Source organism: Marinovum sp. 2_MG-2023 (assembly GCF_030548265.1).
In the GTDB taxonomy this organism is placed as follows: Bacteria; Pseudomonadota; Alphaproteobacteria; order Rhodobacterales; family Rhodobacteraceae; genus Marinovum.
Map to the genome: position 1 here is coordinate 35,878 of NZ_JAUOSD010000007.1, position 19,528 is coordinate 55,405.

Consider the following 19,528-nt stretch of genomic DNA (forward strand, 5'->3'; position numbering starts at 1 on the left):
TCCGGGGGTGAACAAGCCCCTGATTGCAGACAAAAAAGACGCCGGCATTTTGCCCGGCGTCTTTGACTTTTGCGCCCTCATCCGGTTGCATTGACCAGCCAGAGCAACCAGCCAAAGCAACCAGCGCCGCCAATCGGGAACGTCACTTCGTAACATCAAATCCGTAAAGCCAATCAAACTGACGCAGCAACCGGCCGGGCGCGAAGCGCGATCCCAATCGCAACGCCGTATGCGCCGCCAATCGCAGCGGACCGGGGCGCAGATGGTATTTCCAGGCATTGCCATTGGCCGCCGCCACAATCCGCTGGCACCGGGCATGCCGCGCCGCCTGATAGGCTGCGAGACCGGACTGGGCTGTATCATGCCCCGCAAGTGACGCCGCCAATGCCCAGCCATCCTCCAGCGCCATATTCGCGCCCTGTGCCAAAAACGGCAGCGTCGGATGCGTCGCATCCCCAACCAAAGCGCAATGCCCCCCGACCCAGCGCGGCGCAACCGCATGACGAAACAGACCCCAAAGATGCACATCGTCCACTGCGGCCAACATGGCGGGCACCGGCCCGGAAAACCCCGCAAACGCGGCGCGCAAATTCTCTGGGTCGTCGCGGTGATGCCAGCCCTCTTCGGCCCATGTCCCGCGCTCCTGGGCGGCAACAAGGTTCAGCACAGATCCGTCGCGCAGCGGGTAACACACCAGATGACACCCCGGCCCCATATGCACCTGCACCTCTGCCCCTTGGCCGGTCACATTGGGAATAATGGCGCGCCAGGCAACCTGACCGCTGAACTGCGGCTTGGCCGCGCCAATCAGCGCATCACGCAATCTGGAATGCAGCCCATCCGCACCAACCACCAGATCCGCAGCGCGATCCACATCCCCGGCCAGCGTCACCACCGGGCGCGCACCGGGGGTGATCTGTGTGACCTGCTGTCCCAGTTCTATGGCGATGCCCCGGTCACGCGCCGCATCAAGCAACAGATCAATCAGATCCGCACGATGCACAAAATGATACCGTTGATCCGGCGGCAAAAGGTCAAGATCCAGCTGCGCCACCGTGGCCCCATCCGCAAAATCGCGCAGATGCACCATGTGGCCGCGCATCGACCGGGCCGCCAGCGCCTCGTCCAGACCCAGCGCCTCAAGCACCCGCAGCCCATTGGGGCTGATCTGCAACCCGGCGCCAACCTCGGCAATCTGGTTGGCCTGTTCCAGAACCGTGACCTGTGCACCGCGCGCCGCCAGACACAGCGCCGCCGTCAGACCGCCAATTCCGCCCCCCACAACAAGCGTTTCCCGTCCAAGCAACATTGTTAAGGCCTCATTTTCCCAGATACCGCATTTCGTCCGATCATACGCAAAACGCCGGAGCATTGGCCCCGGCGTTTTGCAATTCTCTATCAATGACGATCCAAAAGATCATCAATCGTCGCGATGCACCTTTTCGCGGCGCTCGTGACGTTCCTGTGCCTCAAGGCTCATCGTGGCGATGGGCCGTGCATCCAGACGTTTGAGCGAGATCGGCTCGCCGGTCACTTCGCAGTAGCCATATTCACCTTCGTCAATACGGCGCAGCGCGGCATTGATCTTGGCCACCAGCTTGCGTTGACGGTCCCGGGTGCGCAATTCCAGCGCGCGGTCGGTCTCTTCGCTGGCGCGATCGGCCACATCGGGAATATTGCGCGTGCTGTCCTGAAGCCCCTCGAGCGTGTCGCGGGTTTCGGCCATCAGGTCATTTTTCCAGGTGTTCAGCTTGCGTCGAAAATATTCAAGCTGGCGATCATTCATAAATGGTTCGTCCTCAGCGGGACGGTAATCGTCGGGCAGAAACGCTTCCTGTTTCATATCCGCTCCCTCTTTATTTCCAGCCTCAGAACCTATCACGATGTAACTCCTTTTGGCTGGGTACCCCTGCGGGCACCGATTAAACCCTGTACACGGGAATGTCACTACACAAAGCGCTGTATTGCCGCGAATTAAAGCGGTCGCTAGGGTCGCCAGCAAACCAAAGATCAAGGATCAAAGATGAAATTTCAGGGCACCGAGAGCTATGTCGCAACCGACGATTTGACTGTGGCCGTGAACGCCGCCGTCACATTGGAAAGACCGCTTCTGGTCAAAGGGGAACCGGGCACCGGCAAGACCGAACTGGCCCGTCAGGTGGCGGATGCGCTGGGGCTGGAGATGCTGGAATGGAACATCAAATCCACCACCAAGGCGCAACAGGGCCTGTATGAATATGATGCCGTGTCACGCCTGCGCGACAGCCAGCTGGGCGATGAACGCGTGCATGACGTGCGCAATTACATCCGCAAGGGCAAGCTGTGGCAGGCGTTTGAATCGGACAAGAAAGTGGTGCTGTTGATCGACGAGATCGACAAGGCCGACATCGAGTTCCCCAATGATCTTTTGCAGGAACTCGACAAGATGGAATTCCACGTCTACGAGACCGGCGAAACGGTCAAGGCCGCCCTGCGCCCGATCGTGATCATCACGTCCAACAATGAAAAAGAACTGCCAGACGCCTTTTTGCGGCGCTGCTTCTTTCACTACATTCGGTTCCCCGACCCGGACACCATGCGCAAGATCGTCGAGGTGCATCACCCCGGCATCAAAGACGCACTGCTGACCACGGCATTGACCCAGTTCTATGAGCTGCGCGAGCAAACGGGATTGAAGAAAAAACCATCGACATCCGAAGTGCTGGACTGGTTGAAGCTGCTCCTGGCAGAGGATCTGACAGCCGAGGATCTGGCACGGGACGGTGCCAATGCCCTGCCCCGGCTTCATGGTGCGCTGTTGAAAAACGAACAGGATGTGCATCTGTTTGAACGGCTGGCCTTCATGGCGCGCCGATCGCGCTAAACCTTTTGCGCCAACCCCATCAGGCCGGGGCATTTTGTGCCAGGGCGGTTGAAAATTTCGCGTATCGCGAAATGCTTGTGAGGCGCATCACAAATGAAAACGCCTGACGCAGGTCAAAACCGCGTCAGGCACGGCCTGTACATCCGCGCAACATCTGGTGGCATCTGGCACACCCTTCCACAAGCCAACCCCTTGATTCGGCTGAATTGCAACGCTTTCACCCGCCCGGGAAACCGGGCGAAATTGCGACTTAGAAATTCACAACATTGCCCTATACTCACCGTAAAGACGACAAAGCCATGAAGGATGTCTTAAGGCATCTGAGAGAGCAGGCAGAAAAAATACGATGTCCAACGAGACACCCAAACTCACGATCGAAATTCGCAAGCTGATCGCCGACGACAAAGCCCAATGGCAAGAGTTGTGGCGGCAGTATCTGGCGTTTTACGAGACCGAGTTGGACGCGGCGATCTATGACAGCACGTTCGAACGTTTGCTGGGAACTGATCCGCGCGATTTCAATGCCCTTGTTGCCGAGGTGGATGGCCGTCTTGTTGGTCTGACACATTTTCTGTTCCACCGTCATGGCTGGAAACAGGAAGAGGTCTGTTATCTGCAAGACCTCTATGCTGTGCCCGATCTTCGCGGGCATGGAATCGGTCGCAAGCTGATGGAAGCGGTCTATGACGCCGCAGATCAGGCACAGGCCCCAAATGTTTATTGGCTCACTCAGGAGTTCAACCACACGGCGCGCGATCTTTATGACCGCATCGGCGTGTTGACCCCCTTCATCAAATACCAGAGAGCCTGAGCCATGCGCATGCCACGCCGACTTTTGATCCCATTTTTTCTTATGCTCGGCGCCTGTATGCCGGTCGCCAATCCAGACACCCCAACCCGCGCGGCCAGCATGGACACCACCCTGCCGGTGATGAAAACCTTTTCCGTCCCGCGCCCCACCCCGGTGCGCCGGTCCAATGCCGACACCGCACGCGATTTCATGGATCTGACATTCAAACTGGAAAGCGGTCGGCCCCTGCCGAGCTTTTCGCGGTTTGAAGGCCCGATTGCGGTGCGCGTGACCGGCGATGCGCCTGCGCAGCTCGACCGTGATCTGAAACGTCTGGTGCATCGGCTGCGCAGCGAGGCGGCCGTCGACATCCAGCAGGTTGCCCCAAATCAGGACGCCCGGATCACGATCCACGCTGTCAGCTCTGGCGAAATCCGCCGCGCCCTGCCAATGGCCGCCTGTTTTGTGGTGCCGAATGTCAGTTCGCTGGCCGAATACAAACGCCTGCGCCGCAGCGCCTTGTTGAACTGGGCCCAGGTGAAGCGCCGCGAAAAAATCGCGATCTTCATTCCCAACGACAGCACGCCACAGGAAATGCGCGATTGCCTGCACGAAGAACTGGCGCAATCTCTGGGACCGTTGAATGACCTCTATCGTCTGTCGGATTCGGTGTTCAACGACGACAATGTGCACACGGTTCTGACCGGGTTCGACATGTTGGTGCTGCGCGCCACCTATGACCGCGAGCTGCATTCCGGCATGAGCCGCGCCGAAGTGGCCCGGCGCATTCCCGGCATTCTGGCCCGGATCAACCCACAGGGTCAGGGCATCGCGCCGCACCCCACCTCTGACACGCCGCGGGTCTGGATCGAAGCCATCCAAACCGCGCTTGGCCCCGGCACAAAACATGCCCAACGCCGCAGATCGGCGCTTGAGGCGTTGAAAGTCGCCTCTGCCATGGGCTGGAACGACCACCGCCGGGCATTTTCGCATTACGCCATGGGCCGCATCCTGTTGCACAGCGATCCCGATCAGGCACGGGCCGAATTCGAAGCGGCCAAACGATTCTATGAATATTCCCCCTCGGCCGAGTTGCATCAGGCCTATGCCGCGTCGCAATTGGCCTCGCTGGAACTGGCGCGCAACAACCCCGAACGGGCCATGCTGTTGATCGGGCCGCATATCGACACCGCCGCCCGCCACGAAAACGCGGCGCTGCTCAGCACCCTGATGATGTTGCGCGCAGAATCGCTCGATCTGATGGGCCGGGTGTCTGAAGCACGCGAGGTCCGCATGGACTCTCTCGGTTGGGCGCGCTACGGCTTTGGCGCGGATTGGGCGGTACGTGCGAAACTGCGCGAAATCTCTTCACTCAGCCCGCTCAAAGGCCGCAGAGGCTAGGGCCATCCCGCCCGCCGCTGCGTCAGACGTGAACAAAAGGGCAAAGCGGATGTTGGTATTCTTGGGCGCTGTCATCGGTGGCATTATCGGCGGCACAATCGCCAAACGGCGCGGCGGCAAGCGGCTCGACATTATACAATATGTCGGCATCTATGCCTTGATCTTTGCCCTTGGCGGTCTGCTCGCCACATTGGTCATTCATCGCCTGTCCATCTGAGGGCCGCGCAATGTTTGTGCCCTTCTTCGAAACCCTGCGCGCGACGGGCATCCCTGTGTCCTTGCGTGAATATCTGGCGTTTCTCGAAGGCATGTCCGCCGGATTGGCGACCTATGACGCGGATGCGTTTTACTACCTGGCCCGCAGCGCCATGGTCAAAGACGAACGCAACCTCGACAAATTTGACCGGGCATTTGCGCAAAGCTTCAAAGGGTTGGAGGCCATCAGCGCGCAGGATGTGCTGAACGCGGTGGATCTGCCCGAAGAATGGCTCCGCAAGATGGCGGAGAAAACCCTGTCGCCCGAAGAAATGGCCGAAATCGAGGCGCTGGGCGGCTTTGACAAGCTGATGGAAACGCTGAAACAGCGGCTTGAGGAACAAAAGGGCCGCCATCAGGGCGGCAACAAATGGATTGGCACTGCCGGCACCTCACCTTTTGGCGCCAATGGCTATAATCCCGAAGGCGTGCGCATCGGCCAAGACCAAAGCCGCCATCAGCGCGCGGTCAAGGTCTGGGACAAACGCGAATTTCGCAATCTCGACGATCAGGTCGAACTGGGCACCCGCAATATCAAGGTCGCGCTGAAACGCTTGCGCAGCTGGGCCCGCACCGGCGCGGCCGATGAATTGGATCTGGACGGCACCATTCGCGCGACGGCCGAAAATGGCTATCTGGATGTGAAAACCCGCCCCGAACGCCACAATGCGATCAAGGTTGTGCTGTTCCTGGATGTCGGCGGCTCGATGGATGCCCATATTCGCGTGGTCGAGGAATTGTTTTCCGCCGCGCGCAGCGAATTCAAACATCTGGAATATTACTACTTCCACAATTGCCTGTACGAAGGCGTGTGGCGCGACAATGCACGCCGCTGGTCCGAGGTGACCCCCACCTGGGAGGTGCTGCGCACCTATGGGTCTGATTACAAATGCATCTTTGTCGGTGATGCGTCGATGTCGCCTTATGAAATCGCCTATGCAGGCGGCGCCAACGAACATTGGAACGAAGAGGCCGGCACGGTCTGGCTCAACCGTGCGCGCGACCAATGGCCCAGCAATCTCTGGATCAATCCGGTGCCGGAAAACCATTGGGACTATACGCAATCCATCGCGATGATCCGTGAAATTTTCGCCGATGCGATGGTGCCGCTGACATTGCAGGGCCTGGAACGCGGCATGAAGACGTTGATCAGATGAGCGGCAAAGGCAACGATCTGAAGCAGTTCTGGCGTGACAATCGCCTGTTGGTCACCGGGTTCGCGCTGGCCCTGGCTGTGATGTTGTTCTTTGCCCTGCGCACCGTTTCGTTCTGGATCTATTGGAATGATCCCGCCCACCGCAATCAGGACATCGAAGGCTGGATGACCCCGCGCTATGTCGCCCATTCCTGGGCCGTCCCGCCCAAGGTCGTCGCCGATGTCATGGGGCTTGAACCCGGCGGCCCGCGGGTGACCCTGCATCAGATGGCCGAAAACCGCGGCGAAACGCTGGACGCGCTTATGGCGCGGATCATGGCGGCCATTCTGGCCCATCGCGCCGAACGCGAGGCCCGCCGCCCGTGAGCGACACATTGTTCCAGCTGGTGGCGGACTATGGTGTCTGGCTTCTTGCCGTCGCCTGTTTTCTGTCCTGCCTGCTGGTGCCAATCCCGACGTCGCTGCTGATGCTGGCCGGCGGCGCATTTGTGGCGGCAGGTGACCTCGACCTCGGCAATACCCTTGCGGCGGCCTGGATCGGGGCGGTGCTTGGCGATCAGGCCGGGTTTCGCATAGGCCGTATGGCCGCGACCACGCTGGACCGGCTGGCGGCGCGCTGGCCGAAACAGGGCCGCACCCTGCAAAAAGCCCGCGATCTGGTGGCCCGTCAGGGCGAAATCGGCGTGTTCTTCTCGACCTGGCTGGTGGCACCGCTGGGGCCCTATGTGAACCTGATTGCCGGGGCGACCGGTCTGAAATGGCTGCGGTTCACTATCTGGGACGCGGCGGGAGAGGCGATCTGGGTCTCAGCCTATATCGGGCTTGGCTATGTCTTTGCCGATCAATTGACGATGGTGGCCAATGTGGCCTCCAATGCGACCGGTTTTCTGGCGGCGGCGGCGGTGGCCCTGTTGTTTGGCCTGTTGCTGCGGTCGCGGCTGCGCAAGACGCGGCGCGACCGCCCAACCCCGAACTAAGGCGTTCGCGCCAAATCCGGATCACTCTGCGTGACGCTGACGGTCTGACAGAAACGCCATGTCGCCCGGTCTCAGCCCAGCAAACCCCAAACCCCAAGCACAGTTGTCGGCACAAAAAGCCACCCCTGCGGCACCACGCGGTAGCTTTGCCCAATCATCGGCACGCTCAGAATGCCCAACATCATGATGCCCAGTGACAACAGGGTCGCCGCCAATGCCAACCCTTGGGTCAGCCCAACCGCATCAAGACCAAAGAACACCGCCATCAACAACAAGACCACGCTCACAATGTGCCAACAAAACCACAAAACGTCGCGCACCATCGGATCAAGGCTCCGATCCGCGCGCAGCGGTCTGGCAACATCCCGCCCTCCAACAAAAAAATGAACCAAACACCACACCAGCGATAGCCCGGCGGCAGTGAACAAGACGAAATTCATGACCCGATACCCGAAATTGCCTGCACTGACCTCACCATGACCAAAGTTCACAGCCCGTCCCATGTGGCAACTTGTCCAGCCCCGCCCGGTGCCCCATATCTAGGACATGTTGAAATTCACCCCAATCCTCCTGGCCATCCTCTACGCATTGGCGATGTACCATTTCTCGGCCTGGCGCACCCGCAAGGAGCTGGACCAGAAATCAACCGAACTGGCCGATCCCGGCCTGATGGCGCTGACCAATCGCATGGCCAAAGCGCTCGATTTGCCGCGCATCCGGGTGCATATCTATGAAATTGATCCGGTCAACGGGCTGGCCGCGCCAGACGGGCGGATCTTCATCACCCGTGGCTTTTACCGCAAATACCGCAATGGCGAGGTGACCGGCGAAGAACTGGCCAGTGTGATCGCCCATGAACTGGGCCATGTGGCGCTTGGCCATTCCCGCCGCCGGATGATCGACTTTTCCGGTCAGAACGCCCTGCGCACCGCTCTTGGCATGGTGCTCAGCCGGTTCCTACCGGGAATTGGTGTCTGGATCGCCAATATGCTGACATCGCTCCTGGCCGCCCGCCTGTCACGATCCGACGAATACGAAGCGGATGCCTATGCCGCCGCCCTGCTGACCAAAGCCGGAATCGGCGTGCAGGCCCAGATCAGCCTGTTCCATAAACTGGACGCATTGACTGCCGGTCGCGGCGGTGCAGCCCCGGCCTGGCTGTTGAGCCACCCCAAAACCGCCGATCGGGTCGCGGCACTGGAAAAACTGGAAGGTCGCTGGAAATAAAACATCCAGATCACCGATCATCAAACCCAAATCCGCCCCGGGTTTTCATCTGACCATAAATATCCCGGGGGGTCCGGGGGGCTGGCCCCCCGGCCTGTCGGCACGCCACGGCGTGACGAAAACTTCCATAAACACGGCTAAAGAAACTGCGCGCAGGGCAAATCCCGTTCGGCTCAGCCCAATGCCTTGGCCAACCTCGGCAATCGTGCCTTTTTCAACAGGGGCCGCATCTGCCAATCATGCTCCGACAGCCGCCGGGCCTTGGCCAGAACCTGATCCGCAACATGGGCCATCATATCCGGCTGCGCCTGCCAGATCCCATGCAGAAACCCGTCCGGGTCCAGACGCGAAAGCCCCTCTTCCGCCAGGATCTGACGCGGAAAATCCTTGGCATTCAAGGTACAGATCATATCTGCCGACCCCGAAATCGCCGCAGCAAGCACATGCACGTCATTGCCGTCCGGCAACCACAGCCGTGCCTCAAGCGAGGGGGACCATGCCACCTCCGCGCCCGGCCAATCCACGGCCATCATGGCAATCTCGCCCCGGGCTTGCGCCTCGGCCTCGGGGCCGATCTTGCGGGTCGAACGCGCCCATTCCTCCAGAATGCGGGCCGACCACAACGGGGTAAACGCCCCTTGCCCCGCCGCCCCCAAAAGCATCTCGCGCATCACCGTCGGAAAGATCACACAGGCGTCAAGCAGCACCTTCATAGGCGATAGAACAATGCTTTGAGATACCCCGATTCCGCCAATTGCGGCATCAATGGATGGTCCGGCCCGGCAAAGCCCGTGTGCAGCAACGCGCCCTGCCGCCCGGCACGACCGATCCCGCGCATACAGGCCGTGCGAAACCCATTCAGATCCGCCGCATGTGAACAGGAACACAAGCCCAGATATCCGCCGTCCTTCACCAGGGCCGCTGCCAGCCGCGCCACCCGTTCATAGGCCCGCAACCCGGCCTCAAGCGCCGGTTTCGACGGTGCAAAGGCTGGTGGATCACAGATCACCACATCAAATGTCGCGCCCTCAGCGGCCAAGGCCGCAAGGGCATCAAACGCATCCCCCTGCCGGATCACCAGCTGATCTGCCTGCCCCATGGCCGCGGCCCCGTCCTTGGCCAGATCAAGCGCCGGCGCAGACCCATCGACACAGGTCGCACGCCCCGCGCCCGCCGCCAACATCGCCAGACCAAAGCCACCGACATGGGAAAACACGTCCAGAACCTCGGCCCCCGGCGCCACCAGCCGGCTGGCAAAGGCATGGTTCATGCGTTGATCATAAAACAACCCGGTTTTCTGCCCGCCGGTCAGATCGGCCAGATAGGTCGCGCCGTTCATCACCACCGGCAGCGCCGCCTCGGGGGCTGCGCCCACCAGAACAGCAGACAGGTCATCCAGCCCCTCTAGCGACCGGGTGCGCCCAGAGGCGTTCTTCAATACATTTTCCGCCCCGGTCACCACCTGCAACGCGGCCGTCAGCTCGTCCAGCCGCACCTCCAGCCAGGCGGCATTGGGCTGCACCACCAGCGTGTCGCCAAATCGGTCGATCACCAACCCCGGCAGACCATCCGCCTCGGCATGGACAAGCCGGTAATGTGGCGTGTCAAAAAGCTGCTCCCGCAGGGCCAGCGCCCGGCGCAGTTTCGCTTCGAACCAGGCCTGATCGACCACCTCCGCAGGATCACGCGACAACACCCTGCCGATGATCTTGGAATTCGGATTGGCCGCGACCAGCGCCAGTGGCGTGCGGTCGGCATCCTCCAGCACCGCAAGCGCGCCGGGGGCAATGCCCCGCGTACGCCGGTCGGTCACAACTTCGTTGGCAAAAACCCAAGGCGCGCCATGTCGAATGGCACGGACGTTGGATTTCGGTTTCATGCGGATCACGGGAAGCTCTGTCATGACGCCCTGATAGGGCTTTGCGCCCGCCGGGGAAAGCCCCGATCCGCCTCTCGCGCCAAGGCTGACCCTGTGTTACGATCTATGGGGAAACAACTTGATTTCGGGCATCCGCACAGGGTATACGAAAATTAAGTTAGCGCTAACACGCCTCTGGGCGTGATCCATTCCATGCACGCCGACAGGAGCCAGCATGACACTCAACGCCACAATCGCCGATGTCACCGACCGTATCCGCAAACGGTCCGAAACCCGCCGCGCGTCCTATCTCGACAAAATGCGCCGCGCCGCCGAGGAAGGCCCGCGCCGGGGTCATTTGACCTGCGGCAACCAGGCCCATGCCTTTGCCGCCAATGCCGATGACAAGGCCGCACTGGCCGAAGGTCGGGTGCCCAATCTCGGGATCATCACGTCTTACAACGACATGTTGTCGGCCCACCAACCGTTTGAGACCTACCCCCAGCGGATCAAATCCGCCGCGCGCCGCGCCGGTGGCACGGCCCAGGTCTCGGGCGGGGTTCCGGCGATGTGTGACGGCGTCACCCAAGGCCAGGTCGGCATGGAATTGTCGTTGTTCTCACGCGATGTGATTGCATTGGCCACCGGTGTGTCGCTGTCGCACAATACCTATGACGCCGCTGTTTACCTTGGGGTCTGCGACAAGATCGTGCCGGGGCTGATCATTGCTGCGGCGACATTCGGCTATATTCCCGGCCTATTCATTCCGGCGGGTCCGATGACATCCGGCATCCCCAACGACCAAAAAGCCAAGGTGCGCCAACAGTTTGCCACCGGAGAAGTCGGCCGTGACAAGCTGATGGAGGCCGAAATGGCTTCCTACCACGGGCCGGGCACCTGTACCTTCTATGGCACCGCCAACACCAACCAGATGCTGATGGAATTCATGGGGCTGCACCTGCCGGGCACCAGTTTCATCAATCCCGGCACCGAGCTGCGCGATGCGCTGACCGATGCCGCGACCGAACGGGCGCTGTCGATCACCGCACTTGGCAATGATTACACCCCGGTCTGTGACGTTCTGGACGAACGGGCCTTTGTGAATGGCATTGTCGGGCTGATGGCGACCGGCGGCTCCACCAACCTTGTGCTGCACCTGCCCGCGATGGCACGTGCCGCCGGGATTGAATTGACGCTGGAAGACTTCGACGCCATTTCCAACACCGTGCCGCTGATGGCCAAGGTCTATCCCAACGGTCTGGCGGATGTGAACCATTTCCACGCCGCAGGCGGGCTTGGCTTCATGATTGGCGAATTGCTGGATGCGGGCCTTCTGCATGACGACACCGTCACCGTGGCCGGCGGCGGGCTTGCGGCCTATGCCCAGGAACCGAAACTGCGCGATGGCACTTTGGTGTGGGAAGACGGCTCAAAAGAAAGCCAGAACGAAAAGATCCTGCGCCCGGTGGGCCGCGCGTTCCAGCCCACAGGCGGATTGAAACAGATGCATGGCAATCTCGGCCATGGCATGATGAAGGTCTCGGCCGTGGCCCCCGAACGTCATATCGTAGAAGCGCCTTGCCGGGTGTTCCACGATCAGGATTCGGTCAAGGCCGCCTTCAAAGCCGGGGAATTCACCGGCGACACCGTGATTGTCGTGCGTTTTCAGGGGCCGAAATCCAACGGCATGCCGGAATTGCACGGGCTGACCCCAACGCTCGCGGTGCTTCAGGACCGGGGCTACAAGGTCGCGCTTGTCACCGATGGCCGCATGTCCGGCGCTTCGGGCAAGGTGCCTTCGGCAATCCATATCAGCCCGGAGGCTGCCGATGGCGGGCCGCTGGCCAAGCTCCGCGATGGCGACATTGTGCGGGTCGATGCCACCAATGGCCGGATCGAGGCGCTGGTCGATGATTTCGAAAGCCGCGAAACCATCACGGCCGATTTGTCCGGCAATGGCCATGGTGTCGGCCGTGAATTGTTCGAAGCCTTCCGCAACAACGTCGGCCTTGCCTCAAACGGGGCGGCAGTGGTTGTGTGATAGCGCTAAATATGCTTCTTCTCTTTTTAAATACGCATGGCCCGGTGGCAGCGACAACCGCAAGACATCGGGCCAATCCACATTAGAAAGGCCATTTTGACATGACCCCGCAGGAAGCAAGCCTCCAAACCGAAGACCTCTGCCGCCGCGCCCCGGTGGTTCCGGTGCTGGTGATCGAGGACGTCGCCCATGCCCGCCCTCTGGCCGAGGCGCTGATCGCCGGTGGCCTGCCCGCCCTTGAGGTGACCCTGCGCACCCCCGCGGCGCTGGACGCGATCCGCGAAATGGCCAAGGTGCCGGGCGGTATTGTCGGCGCGGGCACGCTGATCACCCCGGACGACGTCAAGGCCGCAAAAGACGCCGGCGCGCTGTTTGGCGTCACACCGGGCTGCACCGATCTGTTGCTGGACGCGGTCGAAGCGGCGGATCTGCCCACCCTGCCCGGGGCCGCCACCACATCCGAGGCGCTGCGGCTTTATGAACGTGGCTATTCGGTGCAGAAGTTCTTTCCGGCCGAGGCCAATGGCGGTGTGCCGGCATTGAAATCCATCGGCGGGCCGCTGCCGCAGATCCGGTTCTGCCCCACCGGTGGCGTGTCGTTGAAAAACGCGGAAAGCTATCTGTCGCTGCCCAACACGCTTTGCGTTGGCGGCAGTTGGGTTGCCCCGCTGTCCATGGTCAATGCCGGCGATTGGGCCGGGATCGAGGCGCTGGCCCGCGAAGCTGCGGCCCTGTCGCGCGGCTGATCCAAGACCTATGTCGAAAAATGTGGGGCGATCTGGCAACAGATCGGCCCCCAAATCGTTTAAAGCGGCATCGCCAAAAACGGCATCATCTTTTGCGCGACCGCCAACCGCCTTTGCGACGGGCCTTTTCCGGCGGCGACAGGCCCGCGCGCAGCACTGTGGTCATTGGGTGTTTCGGATTGTCATTGCCGTAGCGGTCCAAAAGCGCATCAATTGCCCCCTGGATCTCTGCATCCACCGCCAAAGCCCAGTCCAGAAAGATCGACCGGCATTCAGCTTCGGTAATGCCGCGCATGCGATAGCTTTCATAGATCAGCCCGCGCGGATCAAGTGCGTCACCCTTTTTCATGTCTTGTCCTCCGTTTCCGGCAGGGCGGATGTGATCGCATGATCCGCCGATTGCCGCAGGTCCGCCAATGTCGCCACCAGTGTCTCTATCGCGTCGGCGCCAGTTTCCCGCAACACAAAGGCCGCACCACCACCGCTGAGGGTGTCGGCGGCCAGCGCCTTGTCGCTGAGCAGACGCGACGCCATCTGTAACCGCCCCTGAAGATCATAGGCCGCGCGCAGATCCCGCGCCCCCGCCGTGGTCAGCACCCCGGCCGTCGCCGCCGCATCCAGTCCCGCCATGGTGCCCGGCGCGGCGCATCCACCGATCAACGCCCCGGCCTGGGCGATCAATTCAATGTCCAACATCCGGCCCGCGCCGATCTTGGCATCCAGCGCCCCATCGGGCGATTTGGCCGCTGCGATCCGCCTGCGCATCTTTGCCACCTCGCCCAGCACTTCTTCGGCGGGACGTTTGCCCAAAAGCGCCCGGCGCAGGGCTTCGACATCTTCACCCAGCTCCGTCGATCCCGCCACCCGGCGCGCACGCGTCAGCGCCAGATGTTCCCAGACCCAGGCCTCATTCTGTTGATAGTTGGAAAAGCTCTGCCAACTGGTCGCAACCGGCCCCTGCGTGCCAGAGGGGCGCAGCCGCATGTCGACCTCATACAGCCGCCCTTCTGACATGGGTGCGGTCATCGCCGTCACCAGCGCCTGGGTCAGACGCGCGAAATAGGCCCGCGCCGCCAGCGGGCGGCGGCCTTCGGAATAGGCGCCACCATCCGCGTCATAAATCACAATCAGATCAAGATCCGACGAAGACGTCAGCCGCGCCGCGCCCAATGACCCCATGCCCAGCACCACCGCGCCGCGCCCCGGTTGCGGCCCATGTTTGGCGGCAAAATGCGTCACGACCTCAGGCCAGAGCGCGGCGAGATTGGCCTCGGCCAAGGCGCCGTATTGCGCACCCGCCTGATCGGCATCAATCAGCCCGCGCAGATGATGCACACCGATCCGGAAATGCCATTCCTTGGCCCAACGCCGCGCCGTATCCAATTTGCGCTCATAGTCTTCTTCCTGCCGCAGCAAGGTCGCCAATTCCTCGGTCAGCGCCGCGCCGCCGGGCCATTCAGCAAAGAAATCGCCGACAATCACCGCATCAAACACCGATGAATTGCGCGACAGATACCGCGCCAGCACGGGCGACGTGCCCGCAATATCAACCAACAGGTCGATCAGTTGCGGGTTGGCTTCGAACAGCGAAAACAACTGCACCCCGGCCGGCAAGCCCGACAAGAATCCGTCAAACGCATTCAACGCCTCGTCCGGGCGCGCGGTTTCGGCCAAACGGCAGAGGATTTCCGGCCTGATCCGGTTAAAGATTTCCACCGCGCGCCGGCTGCGCAGCGCCGGATAGCTGCGCCAGCGTTTGGTGATTGTGGAATCAAAATCCGCCTTTGGCTCTGCCGCCGGGCTTTCGGTTGTGTCCGGAGCAAAAAAGCCTTCGGTCCGGTCATGAACCTCGGTCAGACGGGTCATCAGCTCGGCCTTCAGCGCGTCAGGCTCCTGCCCCATCATCGCGGCGATCCGGGCCAGCCCCTCGGGCGAATTCGGCAAGGTTTGCGTCTGGGCGTCTGCCACCATTTGCAACCGATGCTCGACCTCGCGGTGAAAGCGGTAATGATCGGTCAGAACCTTGGACAGCTCGGTCGGAATACGCTTCTTTTTCGCCAACATGGCCAGCGCGTCGACAGTGCCGCGCAGCCGCAGATCGGGATCACGTCCGCCAACAATAAGTTGTTGGGTTTGCGTGAAAAACTCTATCTCGCGGATGCCGCCCCGCCCCAATTTCATATTGTGCCCCGGCAGGGTGATCGGCCCGCCCAGCCCCTTATGCGCGCGGATGCGCAGGCGGATGTCATGGGCGTCCTGAATGGCGGCAAAATCCAGATGTCTGCGCCAGACAAAGGGGCGCAATTCGGCCAGGAACCTCTTGCCCGCGTCAATGTCGCCGGCGCTGGACCGGGCCTTGATATAGGCGGCACGTTCCCATGTGCGCCCCAGACTTTCGTAATAGCGTTCCGCCGCCTCCATCGTCATGCACACCGGGGTAACCGAAGGATCGGGGCGCAGCCGCAGGTCGGTGCGAAAGACATAGCCCTCGCCGGTTTGGTCATTCAACATCGCCGACATTTTGCGTGTCGCACGGATCAGGCTAGCGCGGGCATCATGGTAATCATCCCGGTCAAACTGCGTTTCATCGAACAGGCAGATCAGATCAATATCGGAAGAGTAATTCAGCTCGCCTGCGCCCATCTTGCCCATCGCAAGCGCCACCAGGCCACCACCGGTTGCGGCATCGTCTTCGGTCTTGCCGGGCAATTTGCCCCGGCGGATTTCATGGCCGACGCAGGTCTGGATCGCCAGATGCACCGCCAGATCGGCAAAATCGCTAAGCGTGCCTGTCACCTCTTCCAGCGACCAGACACCGGCCAGATCGGCCAGCCCCGCCAGCAGCGCCACCCGGCGTTTGCCCATCCGCAACGCCGAGGCCATTTGGTCCGGCGCAACGGTCTTCAGCTCTGAAAACAGAGTTTTGATTGCCGCCTCTGGATCGTCAAATGTGGTCGGCAACCAATCGCGCTCTTTATCGGCCAGCAGTTTCAGGTAGGGGCTGCATCCGCCCGCGCCCTCCAATACCGCGGCAATCTCGCCAGAGAGGTCCGGGAACAGGGCAAGGGTTTCCCGGCCTCGGTCGGGTTCAAAGGGGCGTGGCAGGCGGGTGATACGATTGGCAAATGTCATGTCCTGATCTGCGCATGTGGCTGTGCAAGGGTCAAGTGGCGTCCAGAGGCCGCAGACGCCTGCCACCCGGAAAGATGCGTCTTTCGATGGGGGAAAGGTCCGCTTGACCTTTGCCCGACTGCCGGGTTCGTTGGCAGAAAACCCAAAGGACCGACATGAGCAAATCATTGAAACGCGTGGCGCGGGCGCTGGACACCGCGGGCATTGACACCGAAATCGTCGAAGTGGGCGCCGCCCGCACGGCACAGGATGCGGCGGATGCGGTCGGCTGCCATATCGACCAGATCGCCAAATCCATCATTTTCCGGGGCGACACCAGCGGCACAGCAATCCTGTTCCTGACCGCCGGCGGCAATCAGGTGGATGTCGCCAAAGCCAGCCACCTCGCGGCAGAGCCATTGGGCAAGGCCGATGCTGCCCTGATCCGGGCGCAGACCGGCTTTGCCATTGGGGGCGTCGCGCCGCTTGGCCATTTGAACCCGATCCGGGCCTTCATGGACGCGCGATTGCTGGAATTTGACATGATCTGGGCCGCAGGCGGCACCCCCCGGCATGTTTTTTCCATGCGGTCAGCGGATCTTTTGACCGTGACCGGATCGCAAGTATTTGATTTTACTGTGTTAACAAAATAAATGTAATAAACATTCACATTGAGGCTTGTAAAGAGACCGGCGATTGCTCATCTGTTGTGATGTGAAGAGCATTCACATTAACCGCCAACAACGGAGAGCCTAAATGACAACCGCCGCAACTGATATTCCCGTCACCCGATCGAACCAGAGCTGGTTCGCGCGGTCCGAGGCCTGGCTCGACAGCAAGGGCAAAGGTGCCTGGATTGCTGCGATGGTCCTCGGCTTTATCTTCTTCTGGCCTGTCGGCCTCGCCCTTCTTGCCTATATGATCTGGAGCAAACGCATGTTTGGAAAATGCAGCAAATCGCAACGCCACGGCCGTCACGCGGCCCGGTGGAACGCCATGAAACCTTCGGGCAACACCGCTTTTGATGCCTACAAGGAAGACACGCTGCGCCGGCTTCAGGAAGAGCAAGAAAACTTTGAAGCCTTTCTTGAGCGTTTGCGGGCCGCGAAAGACAAATCCGAATTCGACCAATTCATGGATGAACGGGCCGATGAAGCAAGCCGTACCCGCCAGGAGCTGCAAGAACCTGAACGCCGCCAGGACGCCTGACCATCTGCGTCTGCGACCCTCACAACTTTGGCAGGCCCCGACACACGGGGCCGCCTTTTTCCAACGGAGAACCTGATGCATACCGCCGCCCTGCCCGATCCGCAGTACCAGCCGGAATTTTATGCCGACATTAGCCCGAAACGCCTGATGGCCTGGTTGATTGATGTTGGCATGATCTTGGGCATGACCCTGTTGATCCTGCCGTTCACGGCCTTTATCGGATTGTTTTTTCTACCTTTTCTCTATGCGTCTATCGGATTTGTCTATCGTGTTCTGACCATTGCCGGATCTTCGGGCACATTGGGAATGCGGGTGATGTCGGTCGAATTGCGCACCGCATCCGGCAACCGCATGGACATCGGCAGCGCGTTCCTGCACACGCTGGGCTATTACCTCAGCTTCGGGATGGCGCTGGCACAGCTGGCTTCGGTTGTGCTGATGCTGACCTCGGAACGCGGTCAATCCCTGACAGATATGGTGCTGGGCACCGTAATGTTGAACCGCCGGATCTAAGCCCCCATCGCAATCGAAACGAAACGAAACGAAACGCGACATATTGCACCACTTCACCGCCGCCAAAGCCAACCGCTTGGCGGCGGTCGGATTCATTGTTATTCTTTGGGAATTCAAGGAATGACCCAATGCGCCATACTCTGCCCCTTGCGCCGCAATTTTATGTAACGGCCCCGCAACCCTGCCCCTATCTTGAGGGCCGGATGGAGCGGAAATTGTTTACCGCATTACAGGGGGAATCTGCTGGTCGATTAAACGATTCCCTTTCGAAACAAGGGTTTCGCCGATCACAGAACGTGTTGTATCGCCCGTCATGTACCGATTGCAATGCCTGTATGTCGGCCCGGATTTCCGTGGCTGATTTCGAATTCAGCAAAAGCCAGAAACGCACGATGCGCCGCAATGCCCATTTGAAACGGCGCGCGACGTCGCCCTGGGCGACCGATGAACAATACGAATTGTTTCGAATCTATCTGGAAAACCGCCATGCAGCCGGCGGAATGGCGGATATGGATGTCTTTGAATTCGCCGCCATGATCGAAGAAACCCCGATCCGGTCGCGCGTGGTGGAATACGATGACCGCGCCAGCGGCGAATTGACGGCGGTCTGTCTGACGGATGTCTTGGATGACGGGTTGAGCATGGTCTATTCCTTCTACAAACCCGATCTGCACCGCCAGAGCCTTGGCACCTATATGATCCTTGATCATATCGACATCGCGCGCGAGGCCGGCCTGCCCTATGTCTATCTCGGCTATTGGGTGCCGGGATCACCCAAGATGGGATACAAGGCGAAATTCGCCGGGCTTGAGGTTTATAGCCGCGGGATCTGGCAAAAAATGAACAATCCCGACGGCTTTTCGCCAGACGATCACCCGCTTTCGACCGATCCAATTGCCGAACAAGTGGCCAATATTTCCTTGCCGGATCTTGGGCCGCGCGGGCGATGAGCCGCCATATCTGTTTGGTGGCGCTGGTTGTGCCGGATTATGATGCCGCCATTGCGTTTTACGTTGATGCGGTTGGGTTTGACCTGCTCGAAGACAGTGATTTGGGGGGCGGCAAACGTTGGGTTCGGATTGCCCCCAAGGGCGCACAGACCGCAATTCTTCTGGCCCGCGCGGTCGATGACCAACAACAGGCCGCCGTAGGGAACCAAACGGGCGGTCGTGTTGGATTTTTCCTGCAAACCGATGATTTCGCGGCCGATCATACACGGATGACCCGCGCCGGTGTGACATTCGAAGAGCCGCCCCGCGATGAATCCTATGGCCGGGTTGCGGTGTGGCGCGACCCCTTTGGCAATCGCTGGGATCTGATCCAGTTCACGTGAGTGCGAAACTCACCCCCCCAGAACGCAAAAGGCCGGGCAATTGCCCGG

General features: G+C 60.6%; 22 protein-coding genes. 15 read left to right on the top strand and 7 right to left on the bottom strand.

The window, feature by feature from the left end:
* Positions 1 to 142: 142 nt before the first annotated feature.
* Both Q4577_RS10065 and dksA read right to left on the bottom strand, forming a co-directional pair.
* Positions 143 to 1,309 (bottom strand): FAD-dependent oxidoreductase, encoded by a 1,167-nt coding sequence (locus tag Q4577_RS10065; protein ID WP_303467651.1) that lies wholly within the window; start codon positions 1,307 to 1,309, stop codon positions 143 to 145.
* A gap of 111 nt (positions 1,310 to 1,420) precedes the next feature.
* Positions 1,421 to 1,843: an RNA polymerase-binding protein DksA gene (dksA, locus tag Q4577_RS10070; RefSeq protein ID WP_244689762.1), complete on the bottom strand. Its 423-nt coding sequence runs from the start codon at positions 1,841 to 1,843 to the stop codon at positions 1,421 to 1,423.
* A 180-nt stretch (positions 1,844 to 2,023) separates the two neighbouring features.
* Here dksA and Q4577_RS10075 point away from each other — a divergent pair, with 180 nt between their 5' ends.
* The 7 genes from Q4577_RS10075 (at position 2,024) to Q4577_RS10105 (ending at position 7,442) form a co-directional block, all read left to right on the top strand.
* Positions 2,024 to 2,863 (top strand): MoxR family ATPase, encoded by an 840-nt coding sequence (locus Q4577_RS10075; protein WP_244689764.1) that lies wholly within the window; start codon positions 2,024 to 2,026, stop codon positions 2,861 to 2,863.
* Between the two features lie 346 nt (positions 2,864 to 3,209).
* Positions 3,210 to 3,674 (top strand): GNAT family N-acetyltransferase, encoded by a 465-nt coding sequence (locus Q4577_RS10080; RefSeq protein WP_303467653.1) that lies wholly within the window; start codon positions 3,210 to 3,212, stop codon positions 3,672 to 3,674.
* A 3-nt stretch (positions 3,675 to 3,677) separates the two neighbouring features.
* Positions 3,678 to 5,054, top strand: a complete 1,377-nt coding sequence (locus Q4577_RS10085; protein ID WP_303467654.1) for a DUF2927 domain-containing protein — start codon at positions 3,678 to 3,680, stop codon at positions 5,052 to 5,054.
* Between the two features lie 49 nt (positions 5,055 to 5,103).
* Complete coding sequence (locus Q4577_RS10090; protein WP_244689770.1) at positions 5,104 to 5,271, top strand: hypothetical protein; 168 nt, start codon at positions 5,104 to 5,106, stop codon at positions 5,269 to 5,271.
* Positions 5,272 to 5,281: 10 nt separating this feature from the next.
* Positions 5,282 to 6,466, top strand: coding sequence for a VWA domain-containing protein (locus Q4577_RS10095; protein WP_244689773.1), 1,185 nt, complete (start codon positions 5,282 to 5,284; stop codon positions 6,464 to 6,466).
* The gene (locus Q4577_RS10100) at positions 6,463 to 6,831 is read left to right on the top strand and encodes a hypothetical protein (protein ID WP_303467657.1); all 369 of its coding nucleotides are present in this window, start codon (positions 6,463 to 6,465) and stop codon (positions 6,829 to 6,831) included. Before Q4577_RS10095 ends, Q4577_RS10100 begins: the two co-directional genes overlap by 4 nt.
* Entirely contained in the window at positions 6,828 to 7,442 is a 615-nt protein-coding gene (locus Q4577_RS10105; RefSeq protein WP_244689777.1) for a DedA family protein, read from the top strand. Before Q4577_RS10100 ends, Q4577_RS10105 begins: the two co-directional genes overlap by 4 nt.
* A 71-nt stretch (positions 7,443 to 7,513) precedes the next feature.
* On the opposite strand, the gene Q4577_RS10110 is transcribed toward Q4577_RS10105, so the two are convergent.
* Positions 7,514 to 7,945, bottom strand: coding sequence for a hypothetical protein (locus tag Q4577_RS10110; RefSeq protein ID WP_303467660.1), 432 nt, complete (start codon positions 7,943 to 7,945; stop codon positions 7,514 to 7,516).
* A gap of 43 nt (positions 7,946 to 7,988) precedes the next feature.
* On the opposite strand from Q4577_RS10110, the gene Q4577_RS10115 reads away from it, so the two are divergent.
* Positions 7,989 to 8,669 carry a M48 family metalloprotease gene (locus Q4577_RS10115; RefSeq protein WP_244689783.1) on the top strand — a complete coding sequence of 227 codons (681 nt, stop codon included), beginning with the start codon at positions 7,989 to 7,991 and terminating at the stop codon, positions 8,667 to 8,669.
* A gap of 173 nt (positions 8,670 to 8,842) precedes the next feature.
* Here the strand turns inward: Q4577_RS10115 and Q4577_RS10120 are convergent, their stop codons facing one another.
* The gene (locus Q4577_RS10120) at positions 8,843 to 9,382 is read right to left on the bottom strand and encodes an RSP_2648 family PIN domain-containing protein (RefSeq protein ID WP_303467664.1); all 540 of its coding nucleotides are present in this window, start codon (positions 9,380 to 9,382) and stop codon (positions 8,843 to 8,845) included.
* Entirely contained in the window at positions 9,379 to 10,572 is a 1,194-nt protein-coding gene (locus tag Q4577_RS10125) for an RSP_2647 family RNA methyltransferase (protein WP_303467666.1), read from the bottom strand. The genes Q4577_RS10120 and Q4577_RS10125 overlap by 4 nt, the downstream gene beginning before the upstream one ends.
* Positions 10,573 to 10,762: 190 nt before the next feature.
* On the opposite strand from Q4577_RS10125, the gene edd reads away from it, so the two are divergent.
* Both edd and eda read left to right on the top strand, forming a co-directional pair.
* Complete coding sequence (gene edd / locus Q4577_RS10130) at positions 10,763 to 12,568, top strand: phosphogluconate dehydratase (protein ID WP_303467668.1); 1,806 nt, start codon at positions 10,763 to 10,765, stop codon at positions 12,566 to 12,568.
* A 101-nt stretch (positions 12,569 to 12,669) separates the two neighbouring features.
* Positions 12,670 to 13,314 carry a bifunctional 4-hydroxy-2-oxoglutarate aldolase/2-dehydro-3-deoxy-phosphogluconate aldolase gene (gene eda, locus Q4577_RS10135; protein WP_303467669.1) on the top strand — a complete coding sequence of 215 codons (645 nt, stop codon included), beginning with the start codon at positions 12,670 to 12,672 and terminating at the stop codon, positions 13,312 to 13,314.
* Between the two features lie 85 nt (positions 13,315 to 13,399).
* Here eda and Q4577_RS10140 read toward each other — a convergent pair whose 3' ends face one another.
* Both Q4577_RS10140 and Q4577_RS10145 read right to left on the bottom strand, forming a co-directional pair.
* Positions 13,400 to 13,663 carry a hypothetical protein gene (locus Q4577_RS10140; protein ID WP_244689793.1) on the bottom strand — a complete coding sequence of 88 codons (264 nt, stop codon included), beginning with the start codon at positions 13,661 to 13,663 and terminating at the stop codon, positions 13,400 to 13,402.
* Positions 13,660 to 16,446, bottom strand: coding sequence for a glutamine-synthetase adenylyltransferase (locus tag Q4577_RS10145; protein ID WP_303467673.1), 2,787 nt, complete (start codon positions 16,444 to 16,446; stop codon positions 13,660 to 13,662). Before Q4577_RS10145 ends, Q4577_RS10140 begins: the two co-directional genes overlap by 4 nt.
* Positions 16,447 to 16,601: 155 nt before the next feature.
* Here Q4577_RS10145 and Q4577_RS10150 point away from each other — a divergent pair, with 155 nt between their 5' ends.
* The 5 genes from Q4577_RS10150 (at position 16,602) to Q4577_RS10170 (ending at position 19,480) form a co-directional block, all read left to right on the top strand.
* Entirely contained in the window at positions 16,602 to 17,078 is a 477-nt protein-coding gene (locus tag Q4577_RS10150; protein WP_303467675.1) for a YbaK/EbsC family protein, read from the top strand.
* A gap of 103 nt (positions 17,079 to 17,181) precedes the next feature.
* Complete coding sequence (locus Q4577_RS10155) at positions 17,182 to 17,634, top strand: DUF2852 domain-containing protein (protein WP_244689797.1); 453 nt, start codon at positions 17,182 to 17,184, stop codon at positions 17,632 to 17,634.
* A gap of 75 nt (positions 17,635 to 17,709) precedes the next feature.
* Complete coding sequence (locus Q4577_RS10160) at positions 17,710 to 18,147, top strand: RDD family protein (RefSeq protein ID WP_244689799.1); 438 nt, start codon at positions 17,710 to 17,712, stop codon at positions 18,145 to 18,147.
* Between the two features lie 128 nt (positions 18,148 to 18,275).
* Positions 18,276 to 19,097: an arginyltransferase gene (locus Q4577_RS10165; protein WP_303467676.1), complete on the top strand. Its 822-nt coding sequence runs from the start codon at positions 18,276 to 18,278 to the stop codon at positions 19,095 to 19,097.
* A complete protein-coding gene (locus Q4577_RS10170) occupies positions 19,094 to 19,480 on the top strand; it encodes a VOC family protein (RefSeq protein ID WP_303467678.1) in 387 nt (128 codons plus the stop codon). The genes Q4577_RS10165 and Q4577_RS10170 overlap by 4 nt, the downstream gene beginning before the upstream one ends.
* Positions 19,481 to 19,528: the final 48 nt, after the last annotated feature.